The sequence below is a fragment of the Paenibacillus athensensis genome, from assembly GCF_004514475.2.
Classification (GTDB): Bacteria; Bacillota; Bacilli; order Paenibacillales; family NBRC-103111; genus Paenibacillus_AL; species Paenibacillus_AL athensensis.
This window is the reverse complement of record NZ_MYFO02000003.1, coordinates 294,159-319,914: the sequence shown is the minus strand read 5'-3', so window position 1 is coordinate 319,914 and position 25,756 is coordinate 294,159. Positions and strand designations below refer to the sequence as shown.

Annotated in this window: 18 protein-coding genes; 1 reads left to right on the top strand and 17 read right to left on the bottom strand. The window is 58.6% G+C overall.

The window, feature by feature from the left end:
* Positions 1-7 precede the first annotated feature (7 nt).
* The 16 genes from B5M42_RS07895 to B5M42_RS07820 form a co-directional block, all read right to left on the bottom strand.
* The gene (locus B5M42_RS07895) at positions 8-994 is read right to left on the bottom strand and encodes an ATP-grasp domain-containing protein (protein WP_134755483.1); all 987 of its coding nucleotides are present in this window, start codon (positions 992-994) and stop codon (positions 8-10) included.
* On the bottom strand, positions 981-1,592 hold the full coding sequence (locus B5M42_RS07890; RefSeq protein WP_134755481.1) for a sugar transferase: 612 nt from the start codon (positions 1,590-1,592) through the stop codon (positions 981-983). Before B5M42_RS07890 ends, B5M42_RS07895 begins: the two co-directional genes overlap by 14 nt.
* Positions 1,593-1,598: 6 nt before the next feature.
* Complete coding sequence (locus tag B5M42_RS07885; RefSeq protein ID WP_134755478.1) at positions 1,599-2,759, bottom strand: glycosyltransferase family 4 protein; 1,161 nt, start codon at positions 2,757-2,759, stop codon at positions 1,599-1,601.
* A 16-nt stretch (positions 2,760-2,775) separates the two neighbouring features.
* Positions 2,776-3,600: a hypothetical protein gene (locus tag B5M42_RS07880; RefSeq protein WP_134755477.1), complete on the bottom strand. Its 825-nt coding sequence runs from the start codon at positions 3,598-3,600 to the stop codon at positions 2,776-2,778.
* Between the two features lie 3 nt (positions 3,601-3,603).
* Positions 3,604-4,257: an HAD family hydrolase gene (locus B5M42_RS07875; RefSeq protein WP_134755475.1), complete on the bottom strand. Its 654-nt coding sequence runs from the start codon at positions 4,255-4,257 to the stop codon at positions 3,604-3,606.
* Between the two features lies 1 nt (position 4,258).
* On the bottom strand, positions 4,259-5,224 hold the full coding sequence (locus B5M42_RS07870) for a glycosyltransferase family 2 protein (RefSeq protein ID WP_134755473.1): 966 nt from the start codon (positions 5,222-5,224) through the stop codon (positions 4,259-4,261).
* Positions 5,221-6,450: an O-antigen polymerase gene (locus tag B5M42_RS07865; RefSeq protein WP_167690153.1), complete on the bottom strand. Its 1,230-nt coding sequence runs from the start codon at positions 6,448-6,450 to the stop codon at positions 5,221-5,223. Before B5M42_RS07865 ends, B5M42_RS07870 begins: the two co-directional genes overlap by 4 nt.
* A gap of 11 nt (positions 6,451-6,461) precedes the next feature.
* The gene (locus B5M42_RS07860) at positions 6,462-7,964 is read right to left on the bottom strand and encodes a flippase (protein WP_167690151.1); all 1,503 of its coding nucleotides are present in this window, start codon (positions 7,962-7,964) and stop codon (positions 6,462-6,464) included.
* A gap of 16 nt (positions 7,965-7,980) precedes the next feature.
* The gene (locus B5M42_RS07855) at positions 7,981-9,795 is read right to left on the bottom strand and encodes a polysaccharide biosynthesis protein (protein ID WP_134755467.1); all 1,815 of its coding nucleotides are present in this window, start codon (positions 9,793-9,795) and stop codon (positions 7,981-7,983) included.
* Positions 9,792-10,751, bottom strand: a complete 960-nt coding sequence (locus B5M42_RS07850) for a VanZ family protein (RefSeq protein WP_134755464.1) — start codon at positions 10,749-10,751, stop codon at positions 9,792-9,794. The genes B5M42_RS07855 and B5M42_RS07850 overlap by 4 nt, the downstream gene beginning before the upstream one ends.
* Positions 10,752-10,851: 100 nt before the next feature.
* The gene (locus B5M42_RS07845; RefSeq protein ID WP_167690149.1) at positions 10,852-16,395 is read right to left on the bottom strand and encodes an Ig-like domain-containing protein; all 5,544 of its coding nucleotides are present in this window, start codon (positions 16,393-16,395) and stop codon (positions 10,852-10,854) included.
* Positions 16,396-16,778: 383 nt separating this feature from the next.
* Entirely contained in the window at positions 16,779-17,549 is a 771-nt protein-coding gene (fabI, locus tag B5M42_RS07840; protein WP_134755460.1) for an enoyl-ACP reductase FabI, read from the bottom strand.
* A 79-nt stretch (positions 17,550-17,628) separates the two neighbouring features.
* Positions 17,629-18,801 carry a UV DNA damage repair endonuclease UvsE gene (gene uvsE, locus B5M42_RS07835; protein ID WP_134755458.1) on the bottom strand — a complete coding sequence of 391 codons (1,173 nt, stop codon included), beginning with the start codon at positions 18,799-18,801 and terminating at the stop codon, positions 17,629-17,631.
* A gap of 204 nt (positions 18,802-19,005) precedes the next feature.
* Positions 19,006-19,323, bottom strand: coding sequence for a hypothetical protein (locus tag B5M42_RS07830; RefSeq protein ID WP_134755456.1), 318 nt, complete (start codon positions 19,321-19,323; stop codon positions 19,006-19,008).
* A gap of 6 nt (positions 19,324-19,329) precedes the next feature.
* Positions 19,330-20,427, bottom strand: coding sequence for a D-alanine--D-alanine ligase (locus B5M42_RS07825; protein ID WP_134755454.1), 1,098 nt, complete (start codon positions 20,425-20,427; stop codon positions 19,330-19,332).
* A gap of 32 nt (positions 20,428-20,459) precedes the next feature.
* On the bottom strand, positions 20,460-21,461 hold the full coding sequence (locus B5M42_RS07820) for an amidase domain-containing protein (RefSeq protein WP_134755452.1): 1,002 nt from the start codon (positions 21,459-21,461) through the stop codon (positions 20,460-20,462).
* A 346-nt stretch (positions 21,462-21,807) separates the two neighbouring features.
* On the opposite strand from B5M42_RS07820, the gene acnA reads away from it, so the two are divergent.
* Positions 21,808-24,525 carry an aconitate hydratase AcnA gene (gene acnA / locus B5M42_RS07815; RefSeq protein WP_134755450.1) on the top strand — a complete coding sequence of 906 codons (2,718 nt, stop codon included), beginning with the start codon at positions 21,808-21,810 and terminating at the stop codon, positions 24,523-24,525.
* A 100-nt stretch (positions 24,526-24,625) separates the two neighbouring features.
* Here the strand turns inward: acnA and B5M42_RS07810 are convergent, their stop codons facing one another.
* Positions 24,626-25,546, bottom strand: coding sequence for a cation diffusion facilitator family transporter (locus B5M42_RS07810; RefSeq protein WP_134755448.1), 921 nt, complete (start codon positions 25,544-25,546; stop codon positions 24,626-24,628).
* Positions 25,547-25,756: the final 210 nt, after the last annotated feature.

The window sequence follows — 25,756 nt, the reverse complement described above, 5'->3', positions numbered from 1 at the left end:
CCGCCGTTCAGTGGGCGATATCGTCCTGCGTGACGAAAATCGCATCGTCATAACGCAGCATCACCGTGCCGTCGCGCCAGCCCTGCAAGTCGTCGCTCACCTCGCGGCCGAGCAGCCAGCTGATCAGCCATTTCGGGAAATCCGCCCCTGCGCCGAGCGCAAGCGGAAACCCGCCGCCAAATCGGGGATTGATTTCGATAAATTTCAGCCCGCCGTCCGCAGTCAAAAAGCCCTGCACCGTGATGCAGCCTACTGCCCCCGGCAGCGCTTCGGCAATCCGCAGCGCCGCTGCGATCAAGCCGGGATGCTTGACCGTCATCCCCTTGCTCACTTCGCCGCCGCGCGTCTCCATGCGCAGCCGCGGCACGGCAGCGCGCGCCCGCCCGGCCCAATCGACGAGCACGTCAATTGTATATTCCTGGCCCTGCACATACTCCTGCAGCAACGGGTTGTCGATATAGTCGCGAAAAAATTCCAGCTCCCGCGCGTTCCTGATCCGCGTAACGCCAACGCTGCAGCTCCCGTCCGCCGGCTTCATCAGCAGCGGATAGACCGCTTGCGGATCGGCCAGCACAGCCTCCGGCTCGTACAGCCGCGGCGTGCCTACGCCGATCCGCTCGAAGAACGCCGCGGTCAGCCGCTTGTCGTTGCACAAGCGCACCGTCTCCGGCGAGCTGATCAGCGCAGTAACGCCAATCGCCGCGAAGGCCTCGCGGTGCTCGGCCAGCACCTGCAGCTCCGTATCGATCAGCGGAATCAGCAGCTTGATGTCATGCCGGACGCACAGCTCAAGCAAACGCGGGATGTAGCCCGGATCGGTGACGCGCGGCACAAGCTCGCGAATGTCGCCGACAAAGCCCGCAGGCGCGGTCGTTTGCAAATCAGCCGTGACAATCCGGCCCGGCACGCCTAGCTCACGCAGCGTTTGCGCCACATGCCTGACCAGTGAAACCCTGCGGCCGACGCTCGTAAACAAAATATTAAAGCTGTCCATGCGTATGCTCCGAACCTCCCCGGAATTCCGGCATCGTGGCGTGTCCCTGCTGGGAAATGCCGCTCGGGCGGATGACCCGCAGCACCGTCAGCCAGACGATTTTCGCATCAAGCGCCCAGCTGCGGTGATCGACATACCAGACGTCGAGCCGGAATTTTTCCTCCCATGATATCGCATTGCGCCCGTTGATTTGCGCCCAGCCGGTAATCCCCGGCCGAACCTCATGCCTTCGCATTTGCTCGGGCGTATAGCGTTCCAGATAAGCCATCAGCAGCGGCCGCGGGCCGATAAAGCTCATCTCGCCAGCCACGATATTCAGCAGCTGCGGCAGCTCGTCGAGGCTGTATTTGCGCATCAGCTTGCCCAGAGCAGTCAGCCGCTCCTCATCGGGCAGCAGCGCCCCGTCGGCAGCGCGGGCGTCGGTCATCGTCCGGAATTTATACAACCGGAACGGGCGGCCCCTATAGCCGGCCCTCTGCTGCCGGAACAGCACCGGCGAGCCAAGCCGCCAGCGAACCAGCGCAGCCACGATCAGCCCGACAGGCAGCAGCAGCAACAGCAGCACGCACGCCGCACACACATCGACCATTCGCTTCATGTCGCTTCACGCATCCTTCATGAATGTTTGAACATACCGCAGCTGCTTTTCCAGCGTCAGCCGCTGGTTGAACAGCCGCTCCGCGCGTTCCCGACCGCTCAGCCCCATCCAATGGCGCTTGTCCGCGTCATCCGTCAGCTCCAGCATGGCTTCGCCCAGTCCCGCCGCATCGCGCGGCTCGACGAGCAAGCCGTTGTCGCCGTGGACAACCTCCTCGCGGCAGCCGCGAATATTCGTCGCAATCACCGGCTTGCCCATCGCCATCGCCTCCATGACCGATACCGGCAAGCCCTCCCGATACGACGGGAGCACGAACACGTCGCCGGCTGCCAGCAGCTCAGGAATGTCTGCGCGAAAGCCGGTTTTGACGATGCCCGGCAGCTGCAATTGCGCGCTCAGCCACTGCCCGCCCTCGCGGTCGCGGTCGCTGTCCAGCAGCTCGCCGACAATCAGCAGCTTGGCCTGCGGCCGCTCAGCCTGCACACGGCGAAAGCTTTCAACCAGCTCCATAATGCCCTTTTCGCGCACAAGCCGCCCGACGAACACGAACACGACGTCGTCTGGGCCAAAGCCCAGCTCGCGACGCAACGTCGCCGTCGCTTCGCCGGCAATCCGCGCCGGGTGGAACGCGGTGTCCGTATCCACGCCGTTGCCGGCGTGAAACAGCCGTTCAACCGGCTTAAAGCCGTGCCGCACGCTCAGCTCGTAATCCTCGCGGCTGACGAACAGCATGTAATCGGTGCAGCGGCGGGCGAACCATTTTTCCAGACCAAAAATCAGCTTGTATTTCCACGGCGTCATATGCTCGTGAAAATAAAATCCATGCACCGTATACACGATACGCTTACAGCCTGCAAGCCGCGCCGCCAGCCGGCCCAGCATCGCCGCAATCGGCGTATGCACCTGCACGATGTCATAGCGGTTGCGCTTCATCAGCTTGTACAGCCGCCACAACGAGCGCAGGTTGGACAACGGCTCGATCCGCCGCACGACCTCGATGTCGAGCATCGTCAGCCCGCGGCTGCGCAGGTCCGCAAACGCGCCGGTGTCCTTGCAAGCGCACGCCACATCAGCTCCGGCCGCCTGCAGCGCATGCACCCACGGCACGAGAAAGGAGCGAACCGTCAGGTCGACGGCGCATACCTGTAAAATTGTCAGCTTGCCCAAGCTTCATCCCGCCTGCCTATCGATATTTCTTGCGCAATCGCGGCGCTTGCGTCAGCAGCACATAAATGCTTACGCGGTATAACAAAAAGTAGCCGAACAGCGCCGTCGCGACCGCACGGACGCCCAATCCGCCCTCGATGAAAGCCGCCAGCGCAGCGAGCAGCGTCATCAGCGCGTAATAGGCCATTCGCCACGTATCGGGGCTGCGATACAGCCGGCCCAGCACGGTCAGGCCAAAACGCGTCTTGGCCGCAAACTCAATCGAGCGCCAGAGCGGGAACAACGTCACCGCCAGCAGCCACGCCGGCGATACTGGGTCCATCTCCCCGACCAAGGGCAAAATCATCGCGTATTTCATGCTGGACAGCAGAAAATACGTCACGATATTCAAGCGGCTGCGCACAGCGTTATGGCCGTAATAAGCCGCTGCAACCAGCGGCAGCAGCAGCGCCCACGGCAGCCAATGCACCGGCCAGCCAGCCTCGCGCTGCAGCAGCCCGAGCGCAATCGCCGCTGCGGCCGCCAGTATGACGCGCACGATCACGATGGCGCCGAAGCGGCTTTCTACCTCATACGCGTCGCAATCGCCCAGCCGCAGCGTCGGCGACGTCTCACGCTTGACGACAAAGGTGTCGTTGGCCATATAACCCAGCTCGTAGATGGAAAAAAATCCGAACAACGCCAGCACATAAACCAGCGCATACTGCCACAACATCAAGCTGGAAAAATACATCCCCATCGCAAACGTCGGGGCGATGAAGTTCAGCGCCCACGACAGCTGCTCCAGACGGGACGGCAGCCGGCTTTTGATGGTGTACAGCAGCGGAATATACATATTCATCCGTTAGACCTCCAGCAGCGTCAGCATCGGATGACCGATTGCCGTCCAAAATCGCCGATCCCGCTCCGAAGCGGTGACGGCATAGGCCTCATCGGCCAGCTCGACCAGCGGCCGGTCGGTCTTGTTGTCGGTAACGACGACAAGCCGTTCCAGATCGCGAAAGCCGGCTATTACCCATTCGCGCTTGGACAGCAGCAAATCCTGCTGCAAGCGACCTGTCGCTGCGCCGCCGACCGTATAGCCAAGCATTGCCGCCGCCCAGTGGGACGCGCCAAGCGCCTGAGCCGCGGGCCGGACGATCAGGTCGAGCGAGCCGGACGCCAGCGCGATCGTATAGCCGTCCTCGCTGAGTCGGCGCAGCAGCGCCGTCACCGGCTGATGTGCGAGCCCGGCCAGCGTCTCGCGCACCAGGCGCTCGCCGCACGCGGCCAGCTCATCGGCCGGCGCGCCGGCCAGCCAGCGCAGCGTCCAGGCGCGGAATAGATCGCGCCCGGTCAAGCGATGCAGCACCGCATTGGCCAGCCGGGCCGGGCGCGAGCCGCGCAGCTTGCGGAAAGCCGCATAGCCGCGCCGGCCGCGGCAGTACGCGTCGACGAACGCGAACATCGTATTGGCGCGATACAGCGTTCCGCATACATCAAATACAGCGAGCTTCATCTTATTTCACCGCTTCCTGCCGGGGCTGTGCCGCTTGCGGACGCTCGGCGCGCAGCCATTCGCGCAGCAGCCGATAGCCCTCGCGCGTCTCCTGCCGCTCAGCGGGCTCGCGCTTCAGCCAGCCGAGCAGCTGGCGTGCCGCCGGCTCCAGCCCCATCGTCGACCAGCGGTGCAGCAGCGCCGCAACGGGTCCGAAATGCTTGTAGGCATATTGCAGCCGGCAGCGCAGGAAATAAAACAGCCGCGCCGCCTTCACATTTTCCGACACGCCACCGCCCTTATGGTACGCCTTGGAGCCTGCCAAATAGCGGCACGAATACCCCGATTGGTATATGCGATACGCCAGATCAATCTCTTCGAAATAGACAAAAAACCGCTCGTCAAAGCCGCCGTGCTGCACAAACAGCTCACGCCGGATCAGGAAAAACGCCCCGATCACGAACCCGACCTCGCGATCGGCGCGATGGTCCCATTCGTTCATCAGATAATGGCGGAACAAGCCCGGCAGCAGCCGGTTCAATCCCGTCGACTGGTACAGAAAATGCCGCAGCTGCGGAAACCGTCCGCAGGTGACCGACACGTGGCCGCTCTCATCCTCCAGCGCAATCCCGGCAATGCCGACCTTGGCGTTGGCCGGACGCTCCATGAACGCTACCGCTTCCTCCAAACTGTCCTCGTACAGCATCGTATCCGGATTCAAAAACAGCAAATAGTCGGCGTCGCTTGCTGCCGCTCCCGCATTGCAGGCCCGGGAGAACCCGGCATTGCGCCCTTGCAGCAGCAACAGCAGCGGCACGCCGCTCGCCTCCAATCCCTCAGCGGAACCGTCGGTCGAACCGTTGTCGACAACAATAACCCGGTTGAGCGTAAAATCGCGGCAGCGCACCCGGCTCATCGACGCCAGACATTGGCGCAGCTGCTCGCCGGCATTCCAGTTAACAATGACGATATCCAGCGTAGGCTTCATTGCTTCAAGCTCCCTTCAGCAAGCAGGTGCGGCGCGCGGCTTCGCGTCTGCAAAAGACAATACGGCACAAGCAGCAAAATAATTTGCAGCCACGTCGACAGCAGATTAAAGTATTGATCCTGAAAAAATTGCATGAACAGCGGATACAGAAAAAACGCATACAGCAGCATGTACAGCAGCTTGCCCTTGGCCGCATTCACATAAAGCAGACTGTGCCAGCAGCCGAGCAAAAATTGAATCAGCACAACCCCGACCAGCGAAAAATCGGCGTAATACGTCTGATAAATCGTATACACATTGGTGAGCATCGGCACCTGCTGATAGCTCTGGATCAGCGCAGGCACGTCGGCATGAATGCCGACCGCATCGAGCAGCGCGAAGAAAAAGCGAAACATGTAACCGCCGTACCCGAAGGTCACGTCGCTTTGCATATATTGATCAAAGGCGGGCAGCGAGCCGAGCATGTATATCTTGAGACTGTCGGTAATGCTGGTCACATTCTCGGTATAGGAAGACTCCAGATCCACACCCTTGTTAAATATCAATCCCATAACAGCAAAAGAAATCAGGCCGAATATGACAAAATAGAGCAGGCCCTTGAGCGGGCTCAGCTTGCGGGTAATCAGCAGCAGCCCGACGATCATGACGGCCGGCAGCATGATGTACGTGCGCCCGGTCGCCAGCAGCGCATAGGCGGTTGCCAGCAGGGCGGCGAAAGCAAGCCGCAGCCGGTTGCGGCCGGATATATGCTTGTACACCTCGATGGCCAAAGAAATAAAGCTGATCGTTACCAAATAGGCAAAAACGCCGAAGGACGCGGGGTCGTTTTCCCGCGACAGCGCGAGCCGCAGATCGATGAAAAACACGCCGGTCGGCCCGCTGCCGCCAATTGCCAGCGCCCGCAGCACGAACAGCGGAAAGCCGACAACCGGCAGCCAAAAGATGATCCACGACGCCACGTTCGCCCGCACCTTGGGCAGCACGAGCGGCTGGCGGCCTTTGTCCCTGGCAAAGCCCAGCGTGCCGACAAAGCTGCCAAGACTGAACGTATATACGCCGGCAATGATAACCCCGTACAGCGAATAGCTGACGGGAATAAACGTCGATTTGTTGATTTCAAACAGCAGCAGGACGAAAAACCAGACGCCGGCTTGCAGCACCGGGGGATACAACGGATCTTGAAAGCGAAAATAATTGAATACGATAAAGCCGAAAATGATCAGCAAAGCGGCAAGACCTACAATGTTCCATTCCCCCTTACCGAAGCCAGCAGCCCGGCCAGCGAGCGCTTCATCGCCGGGTGTCTGAGGACTATGAGGCCGTGAACGGCCAGCTGCGCCGCAAACAGAGCGATGCGCCAGCCGAGCGGCAGCGGCCAGAACGGCAGCGCCAGACACAGGGCGCTGTACGCCCACAGCCAGCGCGGAACGCCGCGTTCCTCCGGCGTTGTCTCGGCCGGAGCAGAAGCGGCCAGCCGCTTCTGCATCCGCAGCAACAGCGCATAGTCGGCGCATACGCGCAAAAGCCAAGCGAGCGCTGCGCCTACGATGCCGTACTCGCGGATCAGCAGCACCATCACGGCGGCGTAAAGCGCCAGCTCCAGCAGGTGCAGCTTGGCCGTAACGTCAGGCCGCCCGGCGGCCTGAATATACGTGAACGGCACAATCGCCAGCGCGTTCACGAGCACGCCCGCAGCGAGCAGCTGCATCGGCGTTTGCCCGTGGGCGGCGAAATCGGCGTTGATCCACAGCCGCAGCCCCTCTGGCGCAAAGGTGACGAGCGCCAGCGCGAGCGGAAAGACGAGCCCGTAGATCAGCGCTGCGCCTGCGCGCTGCAGCCTGGCGGCTTGCCCGCTCGTCCCTGCTGCGGCTGCAGCAGCAAACGCCGGAAACAGCGCCGACGCCACAGCGCCGGATACCATCAGCAGCTTGCTCGTCACTTCAAACGGCGTCACGTAGTAGGCAACCACGCTCACGGAAGCCAGCATGCCGATGAACAGCCGATCCATGTAGGACATGATCGGGCTGATCACGTTGGATACCGTGAGCCAGCCGCCCAGCCGGAGCAGGCGCGGCACGCTGCGCAAGCGGAAGCTGCGCCACGACAGGCGCAGATGACGCCGGCTGAGATACGCGTACAGCGCAAACGTCAGCAGATAACCGCCAAGCATCGTCAGCCCGATGTAGGGCAGGCTGCTGGTGAATGGCGCGGTCAACGCCGGGCCCAGGAACACGAGGATGCCGAACGGCACGCGGATCGCGTTGACCAGGTCGAAGCGCTGAAAGCCCTCCAGCACGGCGCGAAAGCCGGTGGAAGCGATAATCAGCGGCACTGCTGCCGCCATCAGCAGGAACAGGGCGTTGATCTCCGGGCGCAGCGCTTCGCTGGCATGCAGCAGCCGGAAGGCCAGCCACGGAGCCAGCAGCGCCAGCAGAGCGCCCCCGACCAGCGACAGCAGCACGATCATGCCAAAGGCGGTCGAGACCGATTCGCTGAGTTCTTCGCCGTCCTGATCCTGCTGCCTTTTGGCAATCAGCATCGTAACGACTCGTCCGAGACCGAAATCGAACAAGCCGAAATAGGAGACGACGGCCCACAGCATGCTGACGATGCCAAAGCGCTCCTCGCCCAGCCGACCGATCAAATACGGAATGATGGCCACAGCCGCCAGAACGGGAATGCCGTAACCCATAAAATTATATCCGACATTTTTCAGAAAAACGGGTTTGCGCTGTCCCAAAGCGGCACGTTCCTTTTTACGAAACATTGTGATAGGTCGGAACGATTGATTTCAGCAGCTCCTTGAGCTCTGCGGTGCTCGTTCCAACGTTTTTTTCCAGCCGCTTGATGTTGAAATCCAGCTCCATCGGGTTGATCGATGCCGGCTGGCCGATAAAAATCCGGTTATGACACGTCGAGGTCAGCCCCTCTTCGCTCGTCAGCAGCTCCTCGTAAAGCTTTTCCCCGGGCCGAATGCCGGTAAACTCAATTTTGATATCGTTGTGCGGTTCGAAGCCGGACAAGCGGATCAGGTCCTCAGCCAGCTGGAGTATTTTCACCGGCTTGCCCATGTCCAGTACGAATACTTCGCCGCCCTCCACCCAAGCTCCTGCCTGAATGACCAGTTGCACCGCCTCGGACACCGTCATGAAGTAGCGGATCATTTCCGGATGGGTCACCATCACGGGACCGCCGTGCTTGATCTGCTGCTTGAAGGTCGGGATGACGCTGCCCCGGCTGCCGAGCACGTTGCCGAAGCGAACCGCGCCGAATTTGCATTCCGAGCGCAGGCTTTGCACGTACATTTCGGCGATGCGCTTGGTGACGCCCATAATGCTGGTCGGATTGACTGCTTTATCGGTCGAAATCAGGATGAACCGCTCGGCTTTATAGCGGCTGGAGGCATCGGCGGTATTTTTCGTGCCCAGCACGTTATTTTTAATCGCTTCCGACGCATTGTTCTCCATAATCGGCACATGCTTGTGGGCAGCGGCGTGGAACACGACCTGCGGCACATGCTGTTCAAATACGCTGAACATCCGCTCGCGGTCCTGCACATCGGCGATAATCGAGACGAAATTCAGACCGTTATACAACCTGCGCAGCTCCTGCTCGATTAAAAAGATGCTGTTTTCGCCATGCCCGAGCAAAATCAGCTTTCGCGGCTCAAATGCCGCAATCTGCTTGCACAGCTCCGAGCCAATCGTGCCGCCGGCTCCGGTGACCAGCACGGTTTTGCCACGCAAGTATTCCGAAATCTCTACGAGATCGACCTTGACCTGCTCGCGCCCGAGCAAATCGCCCACGTCGACTTCGCGGATTTCGTTGATCGATACTTTGCCGTGGATCAGATCGTTGTAATGCGGAATCATTTTCAGCCTGGCCCCGGTCGTCTTGCCCATCTCGATGATCGCCGAAAGCTGCTGGCGGCTAACCGACGGCATCGCAATAATAATTTCGTGCACGCCCATCGCCTGCACAGTCTCCTGCAGCACCTGACGGCCGCCAAAAACCGGCAAGCCGGCTACGATCAGTCCCTTTTTATTAACATCGTCGTCGATGAACCCGATCGGATTCATTTGCGAGGCCTGATTGCGCTGTAATTCGGTAGCGATCAGCCGGCCGCAGCTGCCCGCGCCAACAATAAGCGCCCGATAAGGCTTGCCCCGGCGCAGGTCCAGCCGCCAACGGATAAGCCGACTGGCAAACCGAATGCCGCCAATCAAGATGATCATCGTCTCCAGCGACAGCACGTAGACGGAAATCGGCACCACGGAGCCGCTGAGCAAATAGGTCAGCGGGTAAGCCGCTGCTTGCGTAATAAAAATGACCTGCACAATCGTCAGCAGCTCGCGGATGCTGGCATACTCCCACACGTGCCGATAAGCTTTAATAATATACATGCATACAGGCACGAGCACCGAGCAGATTAGCGCGTAGTCGAGCAATTGGTCCCAATACATTCGGGGAACCTCGCCCTGAAAACGAAAAATGTAAGCGGAAGACAGGCTCGACCAGATCAGCGCAATGTCCATCGTTATAAGCAGTAGCAATCGTCTGGCATAATTCACGGTAGATCCCCCCCAGCGTGTCGCCTTTTATTCCTAAGCAGCAGCCCCCACAAGATGCCAGCGAGCACAATGCCGATTGAATCTGTTAACACATCCTCAAAGCTTGGCGTGCGGCCCGGGATAAACGCCTGATGGTATTCGTCAGCGCAGGCGACCAGCAGCAGCGCAGCCGGCCCCAGCCATAAATAGCGACCTTTGGCAGCCGCCCTGATCCCAAACATCAGCAATGAGGTGAACGTAAAATACATGAGCATGTGCAAAGTTTTGCGAAACAGGAATTGCAAATAGTAATAATGATTCGGATGAATATATTTGACCAGCGGGTCTGCGTCTTCCAGACGCTGCTCGCCGTCCGACGTTGTCACGAGAAAATAGTCCAGCGACAAGACATGGCCCAGCGAGGCCGGATTGGCTTGATCGGTCGCTTGCAGCTGCAGCGTATGCCAGCCGCTCGTCAGCCAATCGCTGGCAAAAATCTCTGCCTGCGGCTGCGCCTCCAGCGAATATAAATCAATCGTTTGCAGCAGCTGACCGTCCAGATATACCTTGGATTGCCCGCTGTAATTGCCCCGCAGCCCGTTCCAGACAATGCGGCTTCCGACAAAGGTTACTTCAATACGCGCATCGGGAGATTCGGTATACGTTAACGTTCCCCCCGAGTACATCGGATCTTCAATACGCACCTCCCGGTCGGCGATCCTCTTGCCTTTATACGGAATGCTCAAGCTTTCGGGATACAGCTTCTCGGCCAGACGAATCAGCAGCGGACTGCCATAAAAGACTTCCTCGGTCGTTATGCCCTTGATCGAGCCGAGGCCGTATACGCCGACTGAAACCGCAACCAAAACAGCAATTGTAAGCAGCAGCTTGCGATAAGCCATCCGCCGATTGCTCTGGCGTCCGGGCCTTCCATGTTTGGCCGATCGCTTGCCATAGGTGTTATCTTCGCTGTTCAAGGCGCCGGCTCCTCTCGATTTGGAGATTTTTAGATATCATAAGCTGAAGCCCCGAATCGGGGCTTCAGCTTATGGGTAACAAAGGCTCTATTATACCTTATCAGTTGGCCTGCAATTGCATATTGTCGACGTAGAAAACACCACCGGCGTTGTCGCCATTTGCCCGCAAAATCGCATGCACCTTGGCCAGCGCCGCGTTAGCCGGAGCGGATAGCTGATCCTGCACCTGTGCGTAACCATTCGTCGTCTGCGTCAATTCCTGAACGCTGCCGCCAACCCACTGATAGTCGGCTGTGTAGAAGTCAACATATAGCTGCACCTTGGCGTCGTTCAGTGTAGCGATGTTGAAGCTGCCTTTCAGCAGATAGGCGTTGCCGCCTTGAACCGGAACGGTTTGATAAACCATCGCCACGCCGCCGTTGGCCAGCCCCGTTGCCGCTACCTGCTGCGCTTTGCCGCCTTCGGCCACCGGCCCGCTGACGACCTGAATGTCGTCGGCAGCGCCTTCCGTTATGGCTTTCTGCCAGCCGTCTGCTGTACCGGCGCCCAATGCGCCATATTCAAAGCTGCCGTTCACAAACAGATTGGTGTCGGCTTTCAGACTCAAGCCATCGACATAGATCGTGCCGGATGCCTGCTCCGCCGTAGCCCGCAAAATCGTATGCACCTTGGCGAAGGCTGCGCCCGCAGGCGTCGTCCAGCTATCCTGCACATTGACAAAACCGTTTGTCGTTGCAGTAAGCTCCTTCACGCTGCCTCCGACCCACTCGTTGTTGGCATTAAAGAAGTCAACGTACAGTTGAATCTTGGCGTCCTGCAGCTGAACGGCATTGATGCTGCCGATCAGGTTATATTTCTGGCCGCTGCTCACCGGAGCCAGCTGATAAATCATCGCCACGCCGTCATTTGGCAGGCCGCTAGCGGTGATTTTTTGCGCCAGGCTGCCTGCAGTATGCTCGTCGCTCACAACGGCAAACTCTGCCGCAGCACCCGGAGAAACCACATGCTGCCAGCCGCTGCCTACGCCTTCCGAATCGGCTCCCTGCTCGAAATCGCCGTTCAGCAGCACCGAGCCCATCGGATCCAGCATCGTTGTGAAATGAAGCTCGTAAGCTTCATTCGTTCCGCGACCGGCAACGTCGCGCAGAGCGCCGGACGGCAGCGTCACCGTATAGGCCGTACCCGGCTCCCATGCACCGGAAGCAGGCTGGATCGTCAGTACCGCTCCGTTAACGCTTTTTACAATCGCAGCAGCGGCATTGCCCGCTTTGACTGAAATTTCGTCATAGAAATCGTAAGCAGTTACGGCTTTATCAAATGTCAGCACAACAGGCTGATTCAAAGCAATCTGAGCGCTGTCGTTTTGCGGAACCGCAGCTTGCACCGCTGGCTTCAATTGACTTTGCGCGTCGTACAACGCGATATCCAGACCGTCGGCATAGTAGAGACCGGAGCCGTTGCTGCCTGTCGCGCGCAAGATCAGGTGGACCTTGGCCGAAGCGGCATTGGCCGGCGTCGTAAACACATCGTATTTGAGTGCATAATCGTGAACGTTCGCATCCGGCGCGGTGATCTCGCTTACGGTTCCGCCAGCCCACTGGCCGGAGGCATCGTAAAAGTCGATATAATACTGCACCTTGGCGTTCACCAGATCGACAACGTGGAAGTTGCCGCTCATCGCGTAACGCTGTCCGCCTGCAACCGGAATCGTTTGATACAGCATCACAACGCTGCCTTCGGACATCGCCGAACCGGATACTTTGAGCGCCTGCAAGCCGTTCATGCTAGGCACGTGCTCGCTTTCCAACTGTACGGAGCCCGTAGCATCCGGGGAAATGACCGTCTGCCAGCCCTGAATGCTTCCGTCTCCACCAAGCTCCGCTTCAAAGCCTGCGTTGGTCAACAGTGCCGTATCCAGCAGGAGTCGCAGCCTGTCGAGATAAGCTTCTCCGCTACCGCCATTTGCCGTCGCCCGCAGGATGACGTGAATCTTCGCCGAGGACGCTGCAGCCGGCGGATTCAAATCGGCAGTAACCTGCTTGTAGCCTGCGGTTACGCCTGAAATGTCCTTCACATCTCCTCCGGTCCATTGACCGTCGGCGGTGAAATAATCGACATAGAGTTGAATTTTGGCATGATTGAGAGCTTGCACCTGCAAATCGCCAATCAAGGCATATTTGCGCGCGCCTTCAATCGGCACGTATTGATAGATCATCGCCACGCCGTCCTGCGGCAATCCGTCAGCGGCAATGCGCTGCGCGGAAGCGCCCGAGGTAACCGGCTGCGCAACAATCTGCGTTCTGTCGGTTGCTCCCTGGGAAACAACCTTCGTCCAGCCGCTTGCCGTTCCTTGCACATCGCCCGCTTTTTCAAACGAACCGTTCGTAATCAGATTTACTTCGGATGCAGCCGTTACAGCATCCAGCGAATAGCTGACCTGCGGCGACAGGTTGCCGGCCAAGTCAGTAAACGCGCCTTGCGGAATATCCAGTTGAATCTGTCCGTTTGGCTGGAAGCCCACGTCAGCCGGCTGAACCTTGATCGACGTCGGATCGACGGTAATCGCCGGGGTTACGGCCTGCCCCTGAACGACGTAGCTGATGCCGCCGAAGTTCGGGCCTCTAAGGATATTTTCATTAAACACAATGCTGATGACACGAGTGCCGGCAGTTTGCGCATTGCCCTTAGGCAGCTTGTCGACAACGATTGGCGCCTCTTGTTCAGCAGCCGGCAGGTAGACCAGCTTCAAGCCGGCCACATCTGCCGATAACGTGCCGCCTGCGTCCGTTCCGCGGGCAACCAGACTGACTTTAGCCCGCACAGCCGACGCCGGTACAGTGCCGGCAACGCCGATGCTGCCAAATTCCGCACTGACGCCTGCGTAATCCTTAATCGTAAAGCCTACCCAGTTATTCTGGCTATCGTAAAAATCCATGTAAAGCTGGAATTTCGCTTTATCTGCGCTCTGCACGGCCAGCTGGCCGCTCAGCGAAAACGGTTGACCGCTCTGAACGGCTACGTTCTGATAGACCAGCGCACCGGCGCCGTCCCACAGACCCGAAGCCTGAATATGCTGAGACTTGCCGAGCCCCTGCTGGTCGTTAACGGCGTATTGGACGCCGGTTACGCCAGGCGTTGCATCGCCGGTCCAGCCTTCGGCAACGCCGCTTGCTCCGGCTACCGAGAAGTCGCCGTTGGTCAGCAGGCTGGTTGCGCCCAGCACGACTACGGCAGCGGCCGATTTGGCGGACTCAAGCCCGTTGGCTTTAACCGCGCTCACGGAATACGTGAGCTCCACGCCGCCTGGGAGCTGCGCTTGGACATACGAGCTGTCTGTAAATACCAGCTCATCGTCGGCTTGGATGGTGCCAGCCAGCACGGCAGCAGCGCTGCCCGCTGCGCGGTAGATATTGTAGGCAGCAGCGCCCGGAGCAGCGGTCCACGTCACCGTCACGCTCCGGTCGGAGGCAGCTTCGGCGGACACGGCCGACGGAGCAGCTACCGGCTGCGGATGAACAAGCGCCGTCGCTTTCTGCGAAAGCAACGACTCGTGATTGGTTTTGTCGATGAAAGCAACCGCGTAGTAATACGTCGTGTCTTGAGCGATCGTATCTCCGGCAGTTGTGTCTGTGAACTGAGCCGCAGTCAGCGGCGTATCGTTCAGCAGCTCATAGCCTGTAAGAAGCTGTGTGGAACGGTAGACGTTGTAGCCTGTTGCCCCAAACGTCGGCGACCAGACGAGTTGCACGGAGCCCTGAACCTCTTGAGCCCCGAACGCGGTTGGGCCCGCAGCCGGACGAATCGTCACGTAGGTGGCTCCGCTTTTGACCGATTCGGTGCCGAAACGGTTGACCGCAGTCACCCGATAGTAAATATTCGTGTTGGCTTGCACGCGATATTGAGCGAAATACGTGTCTTGGAACGAAAGATCGGTCACATGATCAAGTACCAGCTCGTAGGTGCCATCCTTGGAGGTGGAGCGATAAACCTTGTAAGAGACTGCGTTTTTGGCAGCCGCCCAGGTCAGGTTGATCACATTGGCGTTGTTGTATGCTTTTACCTTGGAAGGCGTGTACGGAATCGTTTTGGGAACCGTGACGCCGACCTTTTTCAGCAGAGACGATTCGTTATCGAACTGATCCGTAGCGGAAATGGCATAGTAGTAGCGGATATCCGAAGGGGAATCCTGCTGCTGCAAATCATGCACAAACGTCGTTGCCGAAAGCGGGCCGCTGACCGGCTGGAACCCGGTTTTCGAATCGGTTGAGCGATAGATTTTGTAGGAAGACGCATCCTCCACATCCGACCAATTCAGCACGATGGTGCCATTCTGATATTGGGCGGTAAATACGTCCGGCGCCTTAGGCGGCTTCACCGTCACCACGCGGACCGAGGATTTGGACGATTCGATATTGAACGCATTGATTGCCGTGACTGCGTAATACAGATTCGTTCTTGCGGAAACGATCACTTTTTCATAGCTGTTGTCAACGATCCGGTCCTGCGTAGCCGGTACGCCGTCGGCGATCAGCTGGTAAGGGCCGTCCTTGCTCATCGAGCGGTAGACGTTGTATTTAACGGCATTGGCTGTAAGCGCCCAAGATACCGTTACCACTTCATCCATATTGACCGCTTTGACCGATTTGGGGGCATAGGCAATATTTTTCGGTACAACGACGGTTACGGTACGAGAGGCCGAGGATTCATTACCCACCTCGTCAACCGATTTAACATTGTAGTAATACACCAGATCGTTTGGCAAATATTGTGGCGTGAGCACGTCGGAATAAGAGGTGCCGTCCACCGTCCACTGCTGGTCAACAACCATTTGACCGTTCGTTTTGACTGAGCGAGTAAGCTCAAATTTAGAAACGCCTTCTACCACCGGCCACTGTACTTGAATGGTGTCGCCGATCAACTGAGCCACGGGCAGTCCCGGAGTTGCAGGGGCTTTCTTCGTCGTGCCGGCAAGGCCCGATCTTGCCGTTTCGGTGCCGTATTTGTTAACGGCGGTTACTGCGTAGTAATACGCGCTGTTCACAGGCACTGCCAATTGAGCAAAGCTCGCATCGACGTAAGCAGTCGTATCTGCGCTCAGCCCGGCCGCCAGCTGCGTGAACGGTCCATCTTTGTCCGAAGCGCGGTAAATGCGGTATTCAACCGCATTGGCCGCAGCGCCCCATGTGAGCGACACGACGTTGCGCTCGTTGGTCAGCCGCAGGCTACCTGGAACGGACGCCGTATTCTTTTTGAATACTACGCTAACTTTCTTGGACAAAGCCGATTCCTGGCCGTTTGGCCAAAAGCTCGCTACGGCATAGTAATACCGGACGTCGGAGCTAAGTGTTCCCGGTGCGGCTGGATCGACCAGACCGTACACGGCCCCCGTCACCGTCCCCCCGGGCACAAGCTCATAGCCCGAACCAGAGCTCTTGGAACGGTACAGCTTATAGCCGGCTGCTCCGGCCACGCCGCTCCACTGGATTTGCGCGGAATCTTCATCCGCTCCATACACCTGAGCCGTAACGCTCGAAGGCGCTACAGGTCCTTGCACGGACGATGTAGCAAAGGCTGCCGGCGCAAACACAGCGGCCAGCTGAAAAATCAGAGTAAAGATGACCAGCAAAGAGACCCGTCTTTTCATAAGTGCAGCTTCACCTTTCCGAACCAAAATGATTTCCATCCTCATACCGCTCAAAACCGTTTTCTGGCAAAAATGTTAGTGGGTACATAGTCCTAAAAAAAGGTCTTTTGGATTAGATATAGATACTTCAAATCATACCATAACGAAATTTGTCAGTAAATATTTTCCGCCCTGTTTTCCAGCGAAATTTAACGATATTTATAAGCTTTTTTAGCTTGTCCGGTATTGACCACTGTTTAAATCCATCCTTCCTCTCCGCCAGACTCATCCCGTCGTGGTAAATTCCATTATATTCCAAAATTCCGATTCGTACTACAAAAAAAATTCCACCCCGCCGACTGACGGGATGGAATGCATGCTGCGGCTAAAATCGCCGCGAATGATTAAATGCCGACGATGTGGTAACCGCCGTCTACGTAAATAATTTCGCCTGTGATGCCTCTGGACAGCTGGCTCATCAGGAACATGGCCGTGTCTCCTACCTCGGCGGTTTCCGTTGTCCGGCGCAGCGGCGCTTTCTCTTCCACCTGACGCAAGATCGAGTTGAAATCCTTGATGCCCTTCGCAGCCAGCGTGCGGATCGGACCGGCAGAAATGCCGTTGACGCGCACGTTGAATTGGCCCAAATCGGCGGCCAGATAGCGGACGCTCGCTTCGAGAGCGGCTTTGGCTACGCCCATCACATTGTAGTTCTTCATCGCGCGCTCGGCGCCGAGGTAAGTCATCGTGACGATGCTGCCGCCTTCCGTCATCAGCGGATACAGGCGCTGCGCCGCTGCCACGAGCGAATACGCGCTAATGTCGTGCGCCAGTGCAAAGCCGTCGCGCGACGTGTCAACGAACATGCCTTCGAGCTCTTCGCCCTTGGCGAAGGCGATGCTGTGCACAAGGCCGTGCAGCGTGCCGAACTGCTCCTTGAGCGCTGCCGCCAACGCATCGATTTCCTCATTCGACGTCACGTTGCACGGGAGCATCACCGAGCCGGGAATCGTTGCGGCCAGCTTGCGGACGCGTTCTTCCACCCGTTCGTTCTCGTATGTAAAAGCGAGCGTAGCTCCTTGCGCGGCAAGCGATTGAGCAATCGCCCAAGCGATGCTGCGGTCGTTGGCCACACCCATGACCACTATATTTTTTCCTTGCAACAGTTGACTCATAGCTTCAGAAAGCCCCTCTCGACTATGGATTGTACTTGAACATTCCCACTCTTCAAAGTACTCCATTTTCCCAAACTTTTCAAGCTTTGAGCTCAAAGCTGGCTTGATCAAGGGGCGTGACGTCTGCCTGCTGCCGTAAATCGTCCATGAGCCGCGCTAGCGCGCCGTCCTTCATTTTAGCTTCAATCATCACGTCGAGCCGCGGCGTTGACGGCGCAATCTCCCGCAGAAAAGCAAGCAGCGGCCCGGCTTCGACATAATCCGCGTGACTGCGCGGGTCTTTTTCGCTTTTCGGGCTGGAGACGTGGATTTTCGGCGGCAGCCCGCCTGAGCCGCGCGGCAGCCCGGCAACGTCCTCTGCCGGCTGAGCTTCACCGCTCCGCGGTGGCGCGGCTACAGCCACAGCGCCCCTAGCCGCTCCCGCTCCCGCCTCAGCCTCGGCGAACGCACCGCTGGCCGCAGCGCGCTCCGCCGTCTCCGGCCGCCCTCCGGCGTCCCCCCGATCGGCTCCGGCCGCTTCGACGGCCCCGCCGCGCCCGGCCCACGTCGCTTGAATGCGCGGCCACAGCTCGGCGGCGCTTTCGCTTCCCGGATTCACCTCATGATGGTGAATATCGAGCACCAGCGGAGCGCGCACACGCTCGGCCAGCTCCAGCGTCTCCAGCGCCGTGAACGTCTTGTCGTCGTTCTCCAGCGTCATGCGGCGCCGCACCTCGGGGCGGAGCTTGCCGAAATTTTTCACGAACCGTTCGCCAGCCTTCGCCTTATCGCCGTACGTGCCGCCAACGTGAATGTTGCACATGGCCTCCGTGCCCAGCCCCATCGCCTCCAGCATCGCCACATGCCGCTCCAGATCGGCAATCGACTTGCCCAGCACCTCCAGACGCGGCGTGCTCAACACCGTGAAATGATCGGGGTGAAAGCTCACGCGCATATGATGCTGCCGCACATACTGCCCGATTTCGGCAAATCCTTCCCGCAACGCGGGAAACGGGTCCCAGCCTTCGAGCAGCTCGTGTCCGATCAGCGGAATCAGCTTCGACGAAAAGCGATACACATGGATGTCGTGAGCCCGGTTATGGCGCAGCAGCCGCAGCGTGTTGTGCAAATTTTCGGCGGCAATGCGTTCCAGCTTGCGAATGGCCGCTTCCCGGTCGCCCAGCTTGCCGAACGCGGTAGCGGTCATCGTTTTGGACGGCGAAGCGTTCTTCACCTCCATAGACATCGCAACGTACCCCAAGCGCACAATCATCAATAAAGCCCCCCAGCAATTTGTTCCGATAGTTATCGTCCATCGTTAGCGTCTCCCCGCGCTGCCAGAACTATGCAAACCGGACGCCCGCTTGGCGGCCATGCAGCTGCTGTCCGACCTTACAGATCCGCCCATTTCCACGCAAAAAAGGCACTCCCGCCGCAACGGAAATGCCCCTTCGCTTCCTCTCTTCTTGCCTTCACCTTAAGCCCGCTCGCCAAAAAACATCTCGTCGGCCAACGCCGTCTGTACGCGCGCCTCTTCATCGCTCAGGCGACGCACTAGCTCCATCTCCACCTGCGTCACTTCTTCGCCCTGAAAATTGATTTCGGCGATCGAAGCAACGATCTTAACGATGGCAATTGCCTGATTGTCCGGCGTGTAGGCGATGACCTTTTGCCCGGTCGGATAGACGCGGAAGCCGCTTTTGACCATTTTGCCGCGGCCGTACTCCAGCAGCTCATAAAGCTCCTGCTCCGATTTGAATTTGCACACGGAGTTAAATTCGGTTTCAAATCCCATCTTCATCTACTCCACATCAAAAGTATATTGGATGCGCTGCTTCGCTTCATGCCGCTCCAGCGCCAGGCGGATCAAATCGTCAAGCAGCTCGCGGTACGGCTTGCCCGACTCCTTCCACAGCAGGGGATACATGCTGAACGGGGTAAAGCCCGGCATCGTGTTGATTTCGTTGACGTAAATGCTGCCGTCGGTTTTGCCGACGAAGAAATCGACCCGCGACAAGCCGCTGCCGTCAATCGCCTGAAACGCGCGAATCGCCAGCTCCTGCAGCTGTTTTGCCAGCTCGGCGGGAACATCGGCGGGAATGATCATGGCCGACTTGCCGTCGATATATTTGGCTTTATAATCATAAAATTCATTCGACGATACGACTTCGCCCGGCACCGAAGCCATCGGTTCGTCGTTGCCGAGCACGCTGACTTCGATCTCGCGCGCGTCGATGTTCTCTTCAATAATGACCTTGCGGTCGTATCGGAACGCAAAGCTGACGGCATCAAGCAGTTCCTCGCGGTTGCGCACCTTGGAAATGCCGACGCTGGAGCCGAGATTGGCCGGCTTGACAAAACACGGGTAACCGATGGACACCTCAGTCTCCGTCAATAAATACTCCTGGTTCCGCTCCCACTGCGTCCGCGTGAAATGACGGAACACGCACTGCGGAAGTCCTTCCTGGGCAAAAACCTTCTTCATCATCACTTTATCCATACCGACGGCGGAGGCCAGCACGCCGGTGCCGACATAAGGAATATCGGCGATCTCGAACAAGCCTTGAATCGTGCCGTCTTCGCCGAAGGTGCCGTGTAGAAGCGGCAACGCCACGTCCAGACGGGCAGCCGCGCCGGAAGCGCCAAAAATCGGAGCAAGCGCAAATGACGCTTCTCCGCCGGCCGCCCCCGCTTCGAAGGTCAGCGCCTTGACTCCGTCCACCGGACCGGGCAGCGGACTTCCGCTGCGCCACTCGCCCATCTTCGTTATGTAAAAGGGGGTAATTTCATATTTTTCAAAATCCATCGCCTTGATGACCGCCAGCGCGGTTTGCAGCGACACGTCATGCTCTCCGGATTTGCCTCCGTAGATCAGACCTACTCGTATTTTACGGTCCATGCCGTACCTCCATCTATATGTCATTTCCTCGTTTATTCGTCGGCAATCCGCACGAAGGCGTACCGGGTCCGCTCCGTCCATGCCGGCGAGTCGCGGTATTCCCAATACCGGGCGCGGCTGTTATAGGTATGCGCATTGACCAGCGGCATGCCGCCGGCGTCCAGCGCCGTCACAATCGCATTGTGCTGATACCGTCCGTCTCCGTCCCAATCATAGCTGATGATGTCGCCGGGCACGAGCATCTCGGGGCGCTCCACCGCTTCACCGTGGAAAATCGACCGGCGGCCGACCGCATAAGCCTGCAGGCTGTGCGCAACAGCCCAGCTGTAGCTCCACAGCTCCTGACCGCCTTGCTTGCCGGCATACCACCAGCCCGCTTCCCTTTTCCCAGTATAGTCCATCGCGCCTTTCCCTGCAAAGAGACATTGCGAGACATAATTGGTGCAATCGACCTCAAAAGTCAAATAAGCGGGATTGGCCGAATTCCACCAGCGCTCGGCATACGCCACCGCTTTGGCCCGGTTATATCCGGGATTGCGGGAAGGCGGTTCCCCGGTGTTGAGTATACTATAGTTAATATAAGGAAGGGAAGGCGAACGGAGAGCGGGCTCGGCAAACGGCGGAAAAATACCGGCGCGCCCGCCCGGCGGCGTCTGACGCTCGGACAAGCGGCTCTCCAGACCGCGAATCCGCCAACGGCCGTCCTCTTCGCGCAGCGTCAGCCGCTCAGGCTCGGCCCGCTCCTCAGTATGCTCGACCGTACCGATGCGGTACAGCAGGCTGCGGCGCAGCTCAATGTCGGCGACGATGCCGCCGCCGCTTTCCTTGACTCCGGCCAGCCGCAGCTTCGTTTCGCAGCGCAGCGGCCGCGCGCCGCGCTCGCGCAGGCTGTCGGCCAGTCGGGCCAGCCGCTGCTGCTGGTCGCGCAGGAACCCGGCATCGGCGACATAGGGAGCCATCGGCTCGGCGCGCCCCTCCAACTCCGCCTGATTTTTGGCATAGACATAATGATAGAGCGCAGTTTTCCAGGACATTCCGTTACCTCCCTCATGAAATCCGCAGCCGAAGGCTGCTGCGCAGCAGCGCGGCCCCGATCGGCGGACATGCTGCTCCGCAGATGAGAATTGATTCCAATATATGAGAAAAATCCGGCAAACATGATTGCCGCTTGTAATAACGCGATTTTAGGAAACTCTACTACGGGACGCTGCCGGCGCTTTCAGGCAGGCGAGCAGTAAATTTGTAGGACTATAAGCGCAATTAATCCTTTACGGCGACTGGTCAAACCGCTATACTTAAAGGTGAGGATTTTTTGAAATTGAGTTTCATTAGATGAAACTAATCGAGAAGAAGCAGATTGCATTCAAGGAGGAATTGTTCATGTCTCAAAAGGACGCGTTTTCCGTTCGCAAGCAGCTTAGCGTCGGAAACAAAGAGTATCAGTACTACAGCCTGCCCGATTTCGAAAGCCAAGGCAACGGCACCATCAGTAACCTGCCGTTCTCCATTAAGGTGCTACTCGAAGCCGCTGTCCGTCAATTCGACGGCAGAGCGATCACCAGCGAGCACGTCAAGCAAATCGCCGGCTGGGCCAACGGCCGCGACGATAACAAAGAAATTCCGTTCATCCCTGCCCGCATCGTGCTGCAGGACTTCACCGGCGTTCCGGTTGTCGTCGATCTGGCAGCTATGCGCGCGACGATGGCCCGCGAAGGCGGAGATCCGAAACGGATCAACCCGCTCGTGCCGGTCGACCTCGTCATCGACCACTCCGTTATGGTTGACGCTTTCGGTTCCCCGGACGCGCTGGACATCAACATCAATCTGGAGTTTGAACGCAACGAGGAGCGCTACCGTTTCCTGCGTTGGGCGCAAACGGCCTTCGACAATTTCCGCGCCGTACCTCCATCAACCGGCATCGTGCATCAGGTAAACCTTGAATATCTGGCATCCGTGGCCGCAACGAGAACCATTGACGGCGAAACCGTCGTGTACCCGGATTCCCTCGTCGGCACCGACTCCCATACAACGATGATCAACGGTCTTGGCGTTGTCGGCTGGGGCGTAGGCGGCATTGAGGCGGAAGCCGGCATGCTCGGCCAACCGCTTTATTTCGTCGCTCCGGAAGTCATCGGCTTCAAGCTGACCGGCAATCTGGCCGAAGGCGCTACAGCGACCGACCTTGCGCTGACGGTTACGCAAATGCTGCGTAAAAAAGGCGTTGTCGGCAAATTCGTCGAGTTCTACGGCCCTGGCCTGAGCAACATCTCGCTGGCTGACCGTGCGACAGTAGCCAACATGGCTCCTGAATATGGCGCAACAGTTGGTTTCTTCCCGGTTGACCATGAAACGCTGAACTACCTGAGAAGCACTGGCCGCGACGAAGAGCAAATCGCGCTCGTCGAAGCTTACTATAAAGCGCAAGGCATGTACCGCACAGACAGCACGCCTGACCCTGTGTTCACCGACGTGATCGAGCTTGATCTCGGCGCCGTGGTGCCAAGCCTTGCCGGTCCGAAACGTCCGCAAGACCGCGTTGAGCTGACCAACATGAAAGAAGCGTTCAACTCGATCATCCGCACGCCAATCGACAAAGGCGGCTACGGCCTCTCCGAAGAGAAAATCGCCGAAGTCAACAACGTGGAGTATGCCAATGGCGAAACGGTCAAAATGGGCACGGGCGCTGTCGTCATCGCAGCGATTACGTCCTGTACGAATACGTCCAACCCAAGCGTTATGCTCGGCGCCGGACTCGTAGCCAAAAAAGCAGTCGCTCGCGGTCTGAGAAAGCCTGCTTACGTAAAAAGCTCCCTCACGCCGGGCTCCCTCGTCGTCACCGAGTATCTGACGAAAGCCGGATTGCTCGAGCCGCTCGAGGCGCTGGGCTTCCACGTGGCCGGCTATGGCTGCGCCACTTGTATCGGCAATTCCGGTCCGCTGCCTGACGAAGTCAGCAAAACGATTGCCGACAACGATATGACGGTTGCTGCCGTGCTTTCCGGTAACCGGAACTTTGAAGGTCGCGTGCATGCGCAGGTCAAAGCCAACTATCTGGCTTCGCCGCCGCTGGTCGTCGCTTACGCGCTCGCAGGCACGGTCAACATCGATCTGGCCAATGAACCGATCGGCTACGATCAAAGCAACCAGCCGGTCTACCTGAAGGACATCTGGCCTACGAACCAGGAAATTCAGGAAGCGCTGGGCACAGCGATCAACGCGCAAATGTTCCGCGACAAATACAGCAACGTATTCCGCGCCAACGAGCGCTTTAACGCCATCGAAGTTCCGGAAGGCGATCTGTACGAGTTCGACAAAAACTCGACTTACATTCAAGAGCCTCCGTTCTTCACCGACCTCGGTACGGTGCTGGACGACATCAAGGACATCCGCGGCGCAAAAACGCTGGCGCTCATGGGCGATTCGGTCACAACGGACCACATCTCCCCGGCCGGCAACATCAAGGTCGACAGCCCTGCGGGTACGTATCTGATCGAGCATGGCGTGAAAAAAGAAGACTTCAACTCGTACGGCTCCCGCCGCGGCAACCACGAAGTTATGATGCGCGGCACGTTCGCCAACATCCGTATCCGCAACCAGGTTGCTCCAGGCACCGAAGGCGGCGTTACGACTTACCTGCCTACCGGCGAAGTCATGTCGATCTATGACGCTTCGATGCAATATCAAGACCAAGGTCAAAACCTCGTCGTCATCGCCGGCAAAGAATACGGCACAGGCAGCTCCCGCGACTGGGCGGCCAAAGGCACGTTCCTGCTGGGCGTCAAAGCCGTTATCGCCGAAAGCTTCGAGCGGATTCACCGCAGCAACCTCGTCGGCATGGGCGTTCTGCCGCTGCAATTCACCGAAGGCCACAGCTGGAAATCGCTTGGCATTACGGGCCGCGAGACGTTTGACATCACAGGTCTGAGCAACGAAGTTCAGCCAGGTCAAACGGTAACAGTAACCGCTACGCGCGAAGACGGTAGCTCGTTCGACTTCCAGGCGCTTGTTCGTCTGGACAGCATGGTCGATGTGGACTACTATCGCAATGGCGGTATCCTGCAAACCGTTCTGCGCCAAATCATCGCCGAGAAAAACTAATCCGCCGATTCCCTGGAATCCGGCATGCAAAAAGCGTCTGGACCTGCCCTTAGGCAGCATCCAGACGCTTTTTTTGGCATCATTGGCGGTGCCGCGGCGTTCAAAGCTCCGCCGATTCCTCCGACCGGTTGCCCGTTTCCTGCTCATACCACGGATTCAAATGGACCAGCACCTCATCCACGTCGCCGCTTGCTTCCATGATCGTCCGCTTGATCGTGCGGCTGATGTCATGCCCCTCCTGAATCGTCAGCGTGCCGGGTACGCCCACCCGGGCGTCTACGAGAATGTAGTGGCCGTGCTCGCGCGCGCGCAGCCGATCGATGCGCTTCACCTCGGGCACCGTGCGGATGAGCGCGGCGTATTGCGCCATGCGGGCCGGCTCGACGCTTTTTTCCATCAGCACCTCGAACGCTTCGCGCCCCATGCCATAAGCCAGCTTCAGCACGAGCGCCGACACGATCAGCCCGGCCACCGGATCGCCGTAGGCGAGCAAGCCCACGCCGTAGCGGTCTCCGAGCAGGGCCAGACCGATGCCGATGGAAGCGGCAATCGACGCATACACATCGGCCAGATGGTCGTAAGCCGTAGCAAGCAGCCCCTTGCTGTTGGCAGCGCGGGCGGCGCGCACCGTATAGACGAACAGCGCCTGCTTCCAGACGAGCGAGACGACCGCGGCGACAAAGGCCAGCAGATGGGCCGCAGACGGCGGCTCGAACAAGGCGTGAACGGCGTGATAGCCCATGTAGAGGGCGGCAGCGCCGAGAATGATCGCGACAATCAGCGCGCCAAGCACCTCTGCTTTCCCGTGGCCGTAGGGATGCTCTGCATCGGCGGGCTTCGCCGATACGCGCATCGAGCTGTACGCGGTGGCTGTGGCGATAACGTCTCCCGCGTTGTGAATGCCGTCGGCGACCAGCACCTGGCTGTGAAACAGCAGGCCGACGGCGATTTTGAGCGCTGTCAGAACGATATTGCTGACCAGACTGATCCAAATCGCCAGCATGGATGCCGCTTTGCGCATGACGGTGTGCCCCCTTTGTTGTGCCTTCACTCTCCTAGTATGACCGTAGGGCGGAACGCCCAACCGTTAGAGCCGGGCCAAGATCGGTGGAGGCGCGGTGCACGGGCTGGAAGGCCGTCCAAGACGGGGTACGAGCGGGTAGAGCGCGAAGACGCAGCGGCGCGGGGTGATTGCGTGCGAGGGAGTTTCGCGGGCAGGCATGGCGGCGCG

Bases quoted from the DNA above. Each gene is read 5' to 3' on its own strand.
- B5M42_RS07895 (WP_134755483.1), bottom strand. From the start codon at position 994: ATGGACAGCTTTAATATTTTGTTTACGAGCGTCGGCCGCAGGGTTTCA.
- B5M42_RS07890 (WP_134755481.1), bottom strand. From the start codon at position 1,592: ATGAAGCGAATGGTCGATGTGTGTGCGGCGTGCGTGCTGCTGTTGCTG.
- B5M42_RS07880 (WP_134755477.1), bottom strand. From the start codon at position 3,600: ATGAATATGTATATTCCGCTGCTGTACACCATCAAAAGCCGGCTGCCG.
- B5M42_RS07875 (WP_134755475.1), bottom strand. From the start codon at position 4,257: ATGAAGCTCGCTGTATTTGATGTATGCGGAACGCTGTATCGCGCCAAT.
- B5M42_RS07870 (WP_134755473.1), bottom strand. From the start codon at position 5,224: ATGAAGCCTACGCTGGATATCGTCATTGTTAACTGGAATGCCGGCGAG.
- B5M42_RS07845 (WP_167690149.1), bottom strand. From the start codon at position 16,395: ATGAAAAGACGGGTCTCTTTGCTGGTCATCTTTACTCTGATTTTTCAG.
- fabI (WP_134755460.1), bottom strand. From the start codon at position 17,549: ATGAGTCAACTGTTGCAAGGAAAAAATATAGTGGTCATGGGTGTGGCC.
- uvsE (WP_134755458.1), bottom strand. From the start codon at position 18,801: ATGATTGTGCGCTTGGGGTACGTTGCGATGTCTATGGAGGTGAAGAAC.
- B5M42_RS07830 (WP_134755456.1), bottom strand. From the start codon at position 19,323: ATGGGATTTGAAACCGAATTTAACTCCGTGTGCAAATTCAAATCGGAG.
- B5M42_RS07825 (WP_134755454.1), bottom strand. From the start codon at position 20,427: ATGGACCGTAAAATACGAGTAGGTCTGATCTACGGAGGCAAATCCGGA.
- B5M42_RS07820 (WP_134755452.1), bottom strand. From the start codon at position 21,461: ATGTCCTGGAAAACTGCGCTCTATCATTATGTCTATGCCAAAAATCAG.
- acnA (WP_134755450.1), top strand. From the start codon at position 21,808: ATGTCTCAAAAGGACGCGTTTTCCGTTCGCAAGCAGCTTAGCGTCGGA.
- B5M42_RS07810 (WP_134755448.1), bottom strand. From the start codon at position 25,546: ATGCGCAAAGCGGCATCCATGCTGGCGATTTGGATCAGTCTGGTCAGC.